Here is an 11,547-nt window from a genome sequence, read left to right as displayed (position 1 = left end):
AGCGGGGACAGGATTTGAACCTGCGACCTCTGGGTTATGAGCCCAGCGAGCTACCGAGCTGCTCCACCCCGCGTCGGTAAACACGACTTTACGCGAGGCCGCCCGGCAGATGCAAATCGCTTAACGGACGCGGCACGGGGCTAAGCGGACAGTTCCTCGGCGAGCGCGTCGCGCAGCCGGGCGGCCCGCTCCGCGACCTCGGCGGGCCCCAGCTCGATCGCGCGCACGCACCACTTCTGCCCCTCGGCCAGGTCCCCGTGCCGAGCGGCGAGCAGCCCCAGCCGCAGCGCGGCGCGGCCGTGGCCCGCCACCGCAGCGCGGGTCCACCACAGGGCGGCCTCCGGCTCGTTCCCCTCCCGCGCGAGCAGCAGACCGAGGTTGAACGCGCCGTTGCGGGAGCCGGCCTCCGCCGCCTCCCGGTACCAGCGCGCCGCCACCGTCATGTCACCGCGGGCCGCGGCGAGCATCCCGATCCGCACCTGCGCGCGGCGGTGCCCCTGCTCGGCGGCCCGCTCGTACCACTCCTCGCTCTCGGTGCGCGCGGCCCCGCCGACGGGCTCGCCCAAGGCCGGCGGCTCGGGCGGCGGGGCCATCGACTCCAGCAGCGCGGCCAGCCGGAACGCAGCCTCCGCACTGCCGCCGCCGGCCGCGCACCGCAGGTGCCGCTCGGCGGCCCGGTCCTCGCCGTCGCGCATCAGGGCGATGCCGACCTGCAGCGCGGCGTCGGTGTGGCCGGCCGAAGCCGCCCGCTCGTACCACTTCAGCGCCGTGCGGTCGTCGTCGCGGCTCGCGAAGAGGATCCCGAGGTTGAACGCGGCGTCCACGCTGCCCGCCTCGGCCGCCTTGGAGAACCAGGGCTCGGCCCCGGCCGCGTCGCCGACCTGGAGCAGCATGATGGCGAGGGCGTTGGCCGCCTCGCGGTGGCCGGCGTAGGCCGCCCGCCGGTAGAACTGCTCGGCCTGCGCGGTCCGGTCCTGGGCCGCGCAGAGCAAGGCGAGGTTGTACGCCCCGTTCTGGTCGCCGGCGTCCATGGCGACCCGGTACCACTTCTCCGCGGTCTCCGTCTCCCCCCGGGCGGCGTGCAGGGCGCCGAGTGCGTTCGCGGCGTTGCCGTCGCCGTCCTGCGCGGCCCGGTTCCACCAGGCGATCGCGCTCTCCTCGTCCCCGGCGTCGCGCAGCAGGAAGCCGAGGGCGCACGCGGCCCGCGCCTCGCCCTGCTTGGCGGAGGTCAGGTACCAGCGGCCGGCTTCCTTGAGCTCCCCGCGGGCCTCCAGGAGGGTGCCCAGGTGCAGGGCGGCGCGCCGGTGCCCGCGCGCGGCGGCCTGCCGGTACCACTGCTCGGCCTCGGCGGGGTCGCCCTTGCGCAGGTGACGGGCCAGGCGGTACGCGGCCTCGCGGTGGCCCTGCTCGGCGGCCTGGCGCAGCCAGCGCTCGATGCCCTTGTCGCCGCGGTGCTCCAACAGGTCGGCCAGTGCGTACGCGCCCAGGGCGTGGCCGGATTCCGCCGCCTGCCGGAACCAGTACTCGGCGGCGGGCTCGTCCCCGCGCTCGCGGAAGTGGCGGCCCAGGGCGTGGGCCGCGGGGGCGGATCCGGCGACGGCGGCGACCCGCCACCAGTCGGCGGCCTCGTCGGGATAGCCCCGCTGGAGGAGCAGCACGCCCAGGTTGTTGGCGGCGGCGCGGTCCCCCTCCGCGGTGGCGCCGCGCAGGTACGGCTCGGCACCGTCCAGGTCGCCGCGGCGCAGCAGCAGGGCTCCGAGCACGCTCATCGCTCCGGGGTCGCCCCGGTCGGCCGCGACCCGGTGGCGCGCCTCCAGCTCGGTGTCACTGGCCGCGTCGGCCTCGGCGAACATTTCCTCCGCGAAACCCGCATCGGTCAGGGGGGTCTGCGCGTTAACGACCCGAGCCTCCTCTTTGACTGCTGCATCCGACCCTGCTTCGGCCGCCCTCACAAACCGCCCTGTCTCCAGCAGAGTTGACCTGTCCCCCATATATCCCATCGTCGCATCACCTGCTACCCGCGTACACCTGGTATGTCGCAGCCTGTGAGGTCACTACAGCGTTTTGTCGACATGCCCACAGAGAGACAAGTCAAACACGCTCCCGCCCCAACTCACCCGCCCCAGCTACCTCATGGCCCCCATGCGTCGATCGCGAACATGACGAAGGCCCGGATCCAAGGATCCGGGCCTTCGTTTTCAGTAGCGGGGACAGGATTTGAACCTGCGACCTCTGGGTTATGAGCCCAGCGAGCTACCGAGCTGCTCCACCCCGCGTCGGTGAGACCACAGTATCACGACGCGGGACCGAGCCATTACCGGTTTCAGCCCGCCGGCTTCGGGGCCGACTGCTTCGCCTCCGCGTCGATCGCCCGCTTCAGCGCTGCCTGGAGGTCGCTCTGCGCCTTGCCGTAGGCCGCCCAGTCGCCGGCCTTCATCGCCTTGTCGGCTTCTTCGATGGCCTTCTGTGCGTCCGCGAGGGCCGCCTTGACCGTCGGGTCCTGGGCGGCCGGCGGCTTGGTCGTCCCCTCGCCCGGCGGCGGGTTCACGGGCGTCGTGGGCGCCTCGGCCCCGAAGACCACGTTCAGCGCCTTGTCCAGGGTGTCCTCGAAGGCGGTCTGGCCGCCGTAGGTCACCAGCACCTTGCGCAGCAGCGGGTACTTCAGGCCCGCACTGCGCACGTACACCGGCTCCACGTACAGCATCCCGCCCTCGAGCGGCACCGCGAGCAGGTTGCCGTACTCGACCTCGGAGTCGCCGCCGCGCAGCAGCCGGATCGACTCGGCGATCTTCGGCTCCGACTGGAACTTGCTCTGCACCTGCTTCGGGCCGTCGACCGGCTTGCTGGTCGGCAGCTTCAGGATGCGGATCTTGCCGTAGTCAGGCGTGCCCGGGTCGGCATTGACCGCCATGAAGGCGCTGAGGTTGTCCCGCTCGTTCGGCGTGAACGTCGTCGTGAGCGAGAAGACCTGGTCCTTCTCCGTCTGGCCCGGCATCTTCATCGACAGGTAGTACGGCGGAACCGCCGTGCCGGCCTTGGTCGTCGGGTCGTCCGGGACGGCCCAGGCCTCGCTGCCGCTGAGGAAGGTCTGCGGGTCGGTGACGTGGTACCGGGTCAGCAGCTCGCGCTGGACCTTGAACAGGTCCTGCGGGTAGCGCAGGTGGTCCATGAGCGGCTTGGAGATCTCGCTCTTGGCCTTGACCGTGCCCGGGAACGCCTTCATCCAGGTCTTCAGCACCGGGTCCTGGGCGTCCCACTGGTACAGGGTGACCTTGCCGTCGTAAGCGTCGACGGTGGCCTTGACCGAGTTGCGGATGTAGTTGACCTGGTTCTCCTGCGCGACCACCGCACGCTGGCTGTTGGTCAGCGAGTCCGCGGTGCTCTGGCCCAGCGTGGTGCGCGAGGCGTACGGGTAGCCGTTCGTCGTCGTGTACGCGTCGACGATCCACTTGATCCGGCCGTCGATCACCGCCGGGTACGGGGCACCGTCGATGGTCAGCCACGGGGCGACCGCCTCGACGCGCTCCTTCGGCGTGCGGTTGTAGAGGATCCGCGAGCCCTCGCCGATGGCGCCCGAGTAGAGGATCTGCGGCTCGCTGAAGGCGAGCGCGTACGCCGCACGGTTCACCGGGTTGTCGAGGTTGACGCCGGAGTCGCCCTGGTAGCTGGTCTCCTTCTCGCCCTTGTCGTCCGAGTAGTCGAGCTCCTTCTGCGGCCCGCCGACGATCGAGTACTGCGTCGTCCGCTCGCCGTAGTAGATCCGCTGCTCGAAGTCCGTGCCGAACATCCCCTTGGACGGGAGGTCGGACTGGGTGAAGTCAGGGGCGCCCTGGTCGTCGACGGTCGTGCCCTTGGCCGCGACCACACCGTAGCCGTGCGTGTACTTGAAGTGGTCGTTGATCCAGTTGTTCTTCGGGATGCCGCCGATGTTCAGCTCGCGCAGGCCGATGACCGTGTCCTGCCCGCTGTACCGGTCCACCGCCAGCGTGGACGGGAAGGCGTAGTAGCCCTTGACCTGCTGGAGCTGCTGGAACGCCGGGGAGACGATGTTCGGGTCGAGGATGCGGATGCTGGCGTTCGTACCGGCCGCCTGCCGCAGCTTGGCCTTGTCATCGGTCTGCGGGACGCCCGGGTAGTCCTTCACCTCGGAGCCGTCGATCCCGTACGCGTCCCGGGTGGCCTTGATGTTCTTCTCGACGTACGGCGCTTCCTTGGCCTGCTCATTGGGCTGGACCTGGAACTTCTGCACGATCGCCGGGTACAGCCCGCCGATCAGGATCGCCGAGAGCACCATCAGGCCGAAGCCGATCACCGGCAGCTGCCAGGTGCGGCGCCACAGCGTCGCGAAGAAGAGCGCGGCGCAGATCGCGGCGATGGCGACGAGGATCGTCTTGGCCGGCAGGTAGGCGTTCGCGTCGACGTACCGCAGGCCGGTCCAGTTGTCCGCGGCCTTGAAGTCGCTGGACTTCACTGCCAGGCCGTAGCGGTCGAGCCAGTACGCGACGGCCTTCAGCGTCACGAAGAGGCCGAGCAGCACCGACAGGTGCCCGGTCGCCGCGGACGTGGCCCGGGCGCCCGGGCTGGTCACGCGCAGTCCGCCGTACAGGTAGTGCACGACGACGGCGGCGATCACCGACAGGATGACGGCGGCGAAGCCGAAGCCCAGCAGGAAGCGGTACCAGGGCAGGTCGAACGTGTAGAACGACACGTCCAGGTGGAACTGCGGGTCCTTGCTCCCGAAGGGCACCCCGTTCACGTACATCAGCCAGGTCTTCCACTGGCCGGCCGCGGAGGCGCCCGCGATCATGCCGACGAGCGCGGAGACGCCCAGCAGCAGCCACCTCTTGTAAGGGGCGATGCTCATCCGGTACCGGTCGAGGCTCTGCTGCTCCAGCGACATCGCGCTCAGCGGCGGCCGGAGCCGGTACGCCAGCCAGACGTTCAGCCCGACCGCGCCCGCCATGAGCAGGCCGAAGACGGCGAACAGGCCGACCCTCGTCCACAGGGTGGTGGTGAAGACCGTGGAGTACTTCACGGAACGGAACCAGAGCCAGTCCGTCCAGAAGCCCGCGAACATGACGAACGCCATGCCCAGGACGGCCAGCACGCCCAAGGTCATCAGGAGAGTGCGGGAACGCCGGGAGGGGCGGCCGACTCTCATCCGTGGCCCCGAGGGGCCTGAGCCGCGGTCCGGCATCTGGAAAGCCAAGGTGCGCACCTCGAAAGCTGAGTCTGGTTACGTGTCACGAGCTGGGCCCCGATCGTAGAGCCCACTGTGAAAACTTACTGAGGCTTTGCTCAGTTCCCGTCGGCGGGGGGAAACGAGGCAGGATGTTGTCCATGTCCAACGTTTCTCCCTCCCCCACGCCGCCCGACGAGCCGACGCCGCCGGCGGGCCCCATGGCGGCCAGCCCGCTGACCCGTGCCTGCCTCGAAATCGACGAGTACGCGGCCGGCCGCGGCTGGGACCAGCCGGCCCGGCTGTTCGCCCTCGTCGACACGGCCCGGCTCCGCAGGCAGGAGCCCCGCCTCGCGAGCCAGCTCGGCGTCGACACCGACGACACCGGCCGGTCCTCCCTGACGCCGGTCGAGCAGGACGAGCTGCCCCCGGGGACCGCCCTCGACAAGTTCCTGGGCACCGTCGCCTGGCCCGCCGCGGTCGTCGGCTGCGCCCTGACCGTGGAGCGGCTGATGCTGCCGCCGTCCGCGGAGGCCTCCGTACCGGAGGGGCTCAGCGACAAGCAGCTCGCCAAGTGGGTCGCCGGGCACCCGGAGCGCCAGGAGGTGCGCCTGACGGTGGCCGTGCTGCGCGACGGGTCGCGCGAGTCGGCGGTGCGGCTGCGCGAGAAGGACTCCTCCACCGAGGTCCTCACGGGCGCGGGCCTGGTGCCCGGGCTCGCCGACGCGCTCGCCGCGACCTTCGAATAGCGGCCGCGGGGCGGACCGGCGGTCAGGGCTTGCCGCACAGCGGCAGCCCCGCCGTGTCCCCCTTGCCGATCTTCTCCAGCGCCTGCCGGGCGTCGCCGATGGTGCCGACCTTGATCAGGGTCAGGCCGTCGGGGGCGTTCTTGACGGCCGAGGCGCAGTTCTCGGCGGGGGTCAGGAAGTACTGGGCGCCGGCCTTGCGGGCCCCGATGGTCTTCATCTGGATGCCGCCGATGGGGCCGACCTTGCCGGTCTCGTCGATGGTGCCGGTGCCCGCGACGAACTTCCCGCCGGTCAGGTCGCCCGGGGTCAGCTTGTCGACGATGCCGAGCGCGAACATAAGGCCCGCGCTCGGGCCGCCGACGTCGGCGAGCCGGATGTCGATGGGGAACGGGAAGGTGTGGGCGGTGCCGGCCCGGATGCCGACGACGGCGTGGCCGTCGCCCTCCGCCTTGGCCGAGGTGATCGTGACCTTGGTCGTGCCGGCGGGCTCGCGGTGCGCCTTCTGGGCCTCGGCCGCCTCGGCGGCGGGCACGATGGTGAACTCGACCGGCTCGCCCGCCTTGTGCTTCGTGACCAGTTTCGCAACGTCCCCCGGGGCGCTGACGGGGCTGCCGTCGACGGCCCGGACCACGTCGCCCGCGTGCAGCTTGCCCTCCGAGGGGCTGCCCTTGACGACGGACGCGACCACGACCCGGGTGGGGACGTCGATGTTCAGCTGCTTCAGGGCCGCCACCTTGGCGCTCTCCTGGGACTGGCTGAACTCCTCGGCGTTCTCCTGCGTGGACTGCTCCTCCGTCTTGCCGTTGGGGTAGAGCGTCTCGTGCGGGACGACGATGTTGTCGTCGGACAGCCAGCCGTAGACCGCTTCGAGCAGGTTCATGTCGTAGTCCGCGCCCGTGACGCGGACGGTCGTCATGTTGAGGTGCCCGGTGGCCGGGTAGGTCTTGTGCTCGCCGATGCTGATGACGGGTTCACCGCGGGAGTCGCCGAGCGTGTTCCAGGTCGGCCCCGGGCTCATCTCCGAGTACGGGACCTTGATGAAGACCCCCGCGCAGAGCAGCCCGAACAGCATCAGGGTGGCGGCGAGCATCGTCGCGGTGCGGCGTGGCATGGGACCGACAGTACGGGACGGGCCTGGCGGACGGCCGTCGGGGCCGGTCCGCACGGGCTGTACGCCCGGGTCGGGGAAGGTTCCGCGGGACGCGGGTGAGCGTCAGACCGGGTCGGAACCGGAGTGTGCCGCCGCTTTCGCCCTGCTCGGGCCGGCCTTGTCCATGGCCTCGCGGAAACGTGCGTACCCCGCGAGCTCGGATATGTCCCCCTGGGTGCGGTCGCGGGCCGCCCAGCTGCCCCATATCGCCGCTCCGATCGCGGCGAACAGCGGAATCAGCAACCACGCCAGTGACGCCATGGACGTGCCTCCCAGCCCCGAAAGTAAGTGCGTGTCGTTGTGGCTTCAACGCTCCTGCCCGTGGGGGGGTTACGCAAATCGAGGGCGTGTTGCGCGGCCGAACGGGTGGGAGAGTACTCTCCCGCACCGACACCGCCGCGGCCGGGGTCAGCAGGCGCCGACCCACTCCTCGGTGCCGTCCGAGAACCTCTGGTGCTTCCAGATCGGCACCTCGTGCTTCAGGTCGTCGATCAGCATCCGGCAGGCCTCGAAGGCCTCCCCGCGGTGCGGACAGGACACGGCCACGACCACCGCCACGTCGCCGACGGCCAGGTCGCCGACGCGGTGCACGGCCGCCAGGGCCCGCACCGGGTACTTCGCCACCACGCGCTCGGCTATGCGGCGCATCTCCGCCTCGGCCGTCGGGTGGCAGGAGTAGCCGAGCGAGTCGACGTCCGCCCCGCCGTCGTGGTTGCGCACCGTGCCGACGAAGAGCGTCGTGCCTCCCGTCGCATCGTCGCCGACGGCCTGGAAGACCTCGTCGAGCGAGAGCGGGGTCTCGCGGATCGCGAGCAGTCGGACCGGGTCCGGAGCGGCCTGCTCGCCGGGGTGATCGAAGTGCGGTGCCATGCAGTCATCGTGCACCACGGCCTCACATCGCGGTATAGCCGATTCGACCGGCTGTACGGGGCCGGAATATGGAGCCTCCTACAGGAGCCGCAGCTCCGGGGCGGCCGCCCGGGGGCGTACGGAACCGCCGACGGGCGTGATCCGACGGCGAGGAGCCGGGTCCGCCGGGGCGGCTCGGTCAGATCCCGCGCCGCCTGCGGGCCCGGCGGACCACCGCGGCGGCACCCAGCAGCGCGACCGTCGCGCCCGCGGCGCCCGCGGCGGTGGCGTCCTTGCGCCCCAGCCGGCGGCCCGCCACCGTGTGCCGGCCCGCGACCTCCTGGAGCAGCTCGGCCAGCACCTCCTCGTTGCTCCAGCGCGGCCGCCAGCCCGCCGCGTGCAGCCCGCTGACGCTGACCACCCACGGGTACATGGTGTACGCGAGGTCGCCCGCCGGGGACGGGGTCAGGCCGATCCGGTGCAGCCGGGCGGCCGCGCCGAGGGCCACCGCCGAGGGCAGCTCCATGCGGCGGATGCCGCTCAGCTCTTCGACCTCCTCCTGCTCCAGCCAGCCCTCGCAGCCCACCGCCAGCTCGCCCTCGACCTTCTCCAGGGCGGCGTACTCCAGCGCGCTGACCAGGTCCTCGACGTGGCAGAACTGCCAGGTCGGGCGGGATCCGGCGACCACGAGCAGGCGCGGGGACTCGAAGTAGCGGGTCAGTGCCGTGTCCGTGCCGCCGACCAGCACGGCCGGGCGGACCACGGTCACGTTCAGGCCGGGGTGCGCGCGCGGCGCCCGGCGGCCCAGCCGCTCGATCTCCAGCAGGTCGCCGACGCCGGTGGCCTCGGCGGTGGCCCGCAGCTCGGAGTCCTCCGACAGCGGGATGTCGTTGTCGGGCAGCGCCCCGTACACCATCGCGGAGGTGCACAGGACGACCCGGCGCACCCCGGCCGCGGCGGCGGCCGTGAGGACGGTCTGGGTGCCGCGCACGTTGTACCCCGTACGGGCCGCGGGGTCGGTCTCCAGGTCGAGGTCGAGGGCCAGGTGGACCACCACGTCGGCGCCGCGCAGCTTCTCGGCGATGGCGGGGTCCCGCACGTCCAGGACGTGCCACTGGGCGGCGGCACAGTCACCGCGCCGCTCGTCGATCGCGACGACCTGCTTGACCTCGTCCGATGCGGCCAGGCGCTGCACCAGCGCCGCACCGACCCCCGTTGCGGCGCCGGTCACGGCGATCACGGGGCTGGGCCGGCGCACCGCCGCCTGGTTACGCGGCTGGCGAACGTCGTCGCCGTGCTCAGGGCGGTCCTCGTCGTCGTGCGGCGCGCGACCGTGCTTATCCGAAAACTGCGGATCCGGGGAACTCACCAGGCGTCTCCAGCGGTTGTCTTCAGTGGGGACGTGTAGTGACGCGTACCCACCAGGTGATGTCCATCCTGCCGCAGCCCAGGAGTCGGCGGAGCATCGAGCCCGGAACCGGGTCCGGTGTCTACGCTGGTTGGTGTTGTGGGACCACTTGCCCGCCGGCACCCGCCGGCGGCCCTACGAGCCGAGGAAACCCGTGAGCGACACCCCATTCGGATTCGGCCTTCCGCCGGAGGAGCCGGAGAACGGCGACGAGGGCCGGAAGAAGGGCAACCAGGGCGGCCAGGGCGGCCCGAATCCGTTCGGGTTCGGCGGTTTCGGCCTGCCCGGCGGCGCCGGCGGCCAGGGCGGCGCGGACAACCCGTTCGCCGCGATGTTCGGCTCGATGAACCCCGCCGATCTCGGCGCGGCCTTCCAGCAGCTCGGCCAGATGCTGAGCTACGAGGGCGGTCCCGTGAACTGGGACATGGCCAAGGACATCGCCCGCCGGACCGTCTCCCAGGGCACGCCGGACGGCGTGAAGGACACCAGCGTCGGCATCGCCGAGAAGTCCGCCGTGGGGGAGGCCATGCGCCTGGCCGACCACTGGCTGGACGACGTCACCTCGCTGCCCTCGGGGGCCACGACGGCCGTGGCGTGGAGCCGCGCCGAGTGGGTCGAGGCGACCCTCCCCGTGTGGAAGGAGCTCGTCGACCCGGTCGCCGAGCGGGTCGGCGCGGCCATGGGCAGCGTGCTGCCCGAGGAGATGCAGGCCATGGCGGGCCCGCTGCTGGGGATGATGCGCTCCATGGGCGGGGCCATGTTCGGCCAGCAGATCGGTCAGGCCGTGGGCGTGCTCGCCGGCGAGGTCGTCGGCTCCACCGACATCGGGCTGCCGCTGGGCCCGGCCGGCAAGGCGGCGCTGCTGCCGCTGAACATCGAGGGCCTCGGCAAGGACCTCAGCGTCCCGTCGGAGGAGGTGCGGCTGTACCTGGCCCTGCGCGAGGCGGCCCACGCGCGGCTGTTCGCGCACGTGCCGTGGCTGCGCTCGCACCTGTTCGGCGCGGTCGAGGGCTACGCCCGCGGCATCAAGGTGGACACCTCGAAGCTGGAGGACGTGGTCGGCCAGATCGACCCGACCAACCCGGAGCAGCTCCAGGAAGCGCTCCAGGGCGGCATGTTCCAGCCGCAGGACACCCCCGAGCAGAAGGCGGCCCTGGCCCGGCTGGAGACGGCGCTCGCGCTGGTCGAGGGCTGGGTGGACGCGGTCGTGCACGCGGCGGCCAAGCCCAGGCTGACCTCGGCGGACGCCATGCGCGAGACCATGCGGCGGCGGCGTGCCTCGGGTGGCCCGGCGGAGCAGACCTTCGCGACCCTGATCGGGCTGGAGCTGCGCCCGCGCCGGCTGCGGGACGCCTCCCGGCTGTGGGCCTCGCTGACCGACGCGCGCGGCGTGGACGGCCGGGACGGGCTGTGGGCGCACCCGGACATGCTGCCGACGGCCTCCGACCTCGACGACCCGGACGGCTTCGTCCACCGCGAGCACCTGGACTTCTCCGAGATCGACAAGATGCTCGGCGAGGCGGCGGAGCAGCGCGAGCAGGGCGAGCAGGGCGACGGCGAGGGCGAAGGGAAGAAGTGAGCCTCCACGAAGACGCGGTCCACGTGCTGAAGGAGTACGAGGGCCGGGACGATGACCAGCGCGCACTGAGGGACGTCTACCTGGACCATCTCGCGAATCACCCGGACGGGGTCTACAAGCCCTGCCGGGCGGGTCACGTCACGGGCAGCGCGCTCGTGGTCGACCCGGAGCGGGGCCGTGTGCTGCTGACCCTGCACAAGAAGCTCGGCATGTGGCTCCAGATGGGCGGCCACTGCGAGCCCGGGGACCCCACGCTGGCGGCGGCCGCCCTGCGCGAGGCGGTCGAGGAGTCGGGCATCGGCTCCGGGCTGGCGCTGCTGCCCGGCGGCCCGGTGCGGCTCGACCGGCACCCGATCCCCGCGCCGTGCAACTGGCACCTGGACGTGCAGTACGCGGCGCTCGCCCCGGCGGGTTCGGTGGCGGAGATCAGCGAGGAGTCGCTGGACCTGCGCTGGTTCCCGTACGAGGAGGTGCCGGCGGTGGCCGACACGTCGGTGGTGCGGCTGGTGGAGGCGGTGCGGGCGCGGCTGTGACGCCCGTACGGACGGCTTGAGGGGCGGGGGGCGGCCCCGGGGGGGGCGGGGGGGGGCCCCGGCCAGTGGGGGGGAGAAGGTGATAATGGGTTGTGGTGTG

General features: G+C 71.9%; 9 protein-coding genes and 2 tRNA genes. 3 read left to right on the top strand and 8 right to left on the bottom strand.

Translation table 11 applies throughout. The annotated features are described in order from the left end of the window. The 4 genes from ACFV7Q_RS36160 to ACFV7Q_RS36145 all read right to left on the bottom strand — a co-directional run bounded on the left by ACFV7Q_RS36160 (position 1) and on the right by ACFV7Q_RS36145 (position 5,197). Positions 1–73, bottom strand: a tRNA-Met gene (locus ACFV7Q_RS36160). Between the two features lie 67 nt (positions 74–140). Continuing rightward, positions 141–1,991 carry a tetratricopeptide repeat protein gene (locus tag ACFV7Q_RS36155; RefSeq protein ID WP_385435171.1) on the bottom strand — a complete coding sequence of 617 codons (1,851 nt, stop codon included), beginning with the start codon at positions 1,989–1,991 and terminating at the stop codon, positions 141–143. A 211-nt stretch (positions 1,992–2,202) separates the two neighbouring features. Next, positions 2,203–2,276, bottom strand: a tRNA-Met gene (locus tag ACFV7Q_RS36150). A gap of 47 nt (positions 2,277–2,323) precedes the next feature. Then, positions 2,324–5,197 carry a UPF0182 family protein gene (locus ACFV7Q_RS36145; protein ID WP_385435172.1) on the bottom strand — a complete coding sequence of 958 codons (2,874 nt, stop codon included), beginning with the start codon at positions 5,195–5,197 and terminating at the stop codon, positions 2,324–2,326. A gap of 134 nt (positions 5,198–5,331) precedes the next feature. Here ACFV7Q_RS36145 and ACFV7Q_RS36140 point away from each other — a divergent pair, with 134 nt between their 5' ends. After that, positions 5,332–5,928 carry a PPA1309 family protein gene (locus ACFV7Q_RS36140; protein ID WP_385435170.1) on the top strand — a complete coding sequence of 199 codons (597 nt, stop codon included), beginning with the start codon at positions 5,332–5,334 and terminating at the stop codon, positions 5,926–5,928. A 22-nt stretch (positions 5,929–5,950) separates the two neighbouring features. Here ACFV7Q_RS36140 and ACFV7Q_RS36135 read toward each other — a convergent pair whose 3' ends face one another. From ACFV7Q_RS36135 to ACFV7Q_RS36120, 4 genes are all read right to left on the bottom strand, one after another. Beyond that, the gene (locus ACFV7Q_RS36135) at positions 5,951–7,039 is read right to left on the bottom strand and encodes a PDZ domain-containing protein (protein ID WP_385435169.1); all 1,089 of its coding nucleotides are present in this window, start codon (positions 7,037–7,039) and stop codon (positions 5,951–5,953) included. Positions 7,040–7,141: 102 nt separating this feature from the next. Next, positions 7,142–7,339, bottom strand: a complete 198-nt coding sequence (locus ACFV7Q_RS36130) for a hypothetical protein (protein ID WP_360630835.1) — start codon at positions 7,337–7,339, stop codon at positions 7,142–7,144. A 147-nt stretch (positions 7,340–7,486) separates the two neighbouring features. Next, positions 7,487–7,948: a molybdenum cofactor biosynthesis protein MoaE gene (locus tag ACFV7Q_RS36125; protein WP_385435168.1), complete on the bottom strand. Its 462-nt coding sequence runs from the start codon at positions 7,946–7,948 to the stop codon at positions 7,487–7,489. A gap of 178 nt (positions 7,949–8,126) precedes the next feature. Beyond that, complete coding sequence (locus ACFV7Q_RS36120; RefSeq protein WP_385435167.1) at positions 8,127–9,296, bottom strand: SDR family oxidoreductase; 1,170 nt, start codon at positions 9,294–9,296, stop codon at positions 8,127–8,129. A gap of 193 nt (positions 9,297–9,489) precedes the next feature. Between ACFV7Q_RS36120 and ACFV7Q_RS36115 the strand changes: the two genes are divergently transcribed. Continuing rightward, a complete protein-coding gene (locus tag ACFV7Q_RS36115; RefSeq protein WP_385435166.1) occupies positions 9,490–10,914 on the top strand; it encodes a zinc-dependent metalloprotease in 1,425 nt (474 codons plus the stop codon). Further along, a complete protein-coding gene (locus ACFV7Q_RS36110) occupies positions 10,911–11,447 on the top strand; it encodes an NUDIX hydrolase (RefSeq protein WP_385435165.1) in 537 nt (178 codons plus the stop codon). The genes ACFV7Q_RS36115 and ACFV7Q_RS36110 overlap by 4 nt, the downstream gene beginning before the upstream one ends. The last annotated feature ends 100 nt before the right edge of the window (positions 11,448–11,547 follow it).

The organism is Streptomyces sp. NPDC059851, assembly GCF_042732005.1.
GTDB lineage: Bacteria > Actinomycetota > Actinomycetes > Streptomycetales > Streptomycetaceae > Streptomyces.
Note: the sequence above shows the minus strand (reverse complement) of the source record. Positions and strands in the feature narration are given on the sequence as shown.

Excerpts from the sequence above, each read along its gene's own strand:
- ACFV7Q_RS36155 (WP_385435171.1), bottom strand. The coding sequence starts at position 1,991 with ATGGGGGACAGGTCAACTCTGCTGGAGACAGGGCGGTTTGTGAGGGCG.
- ACFV7Q_RS36145 (WP_385435172.1), bottom strand. The coding sequence starts at position 5,197 with ATGCCGGACCGCGGCTCAGGCCCCTCGGGGCCACGGATGAGAGTCGGC.
- ACFV7Q_RS36140 (WP_385435170.1), top strand. The coding sequence starts at position 5,332 with ATGTTGTCCATGTCCAACGTTTCTCCCTCCCCCACGCCGCCCGACGAG.
- ACFV7Q_RS36135 (WP_385435169.1), bottom strand. The coding sequence starts at position 7,039 with ATGCCACGCCGCACCGCGACGATGCTCGCCGCCACCCTGATGCTGTTC.
- ACFV7Q_RS36130 (WP_360630835.1), bottom strand. The coding sequence starts at position 7,339 with ATGGCGTCACTGGCGTGGTTGCTGATTCCGCTGTTCGCCGCGATCGGA.
- ACFV7Q_RS36125 (WP_385435168.1), bottom strand. The coding sequence starts at position 7,948 with ATGGCACCGCACTTCGATCACCCCGGCGAGCAGGCCGCTCCGGACCCG.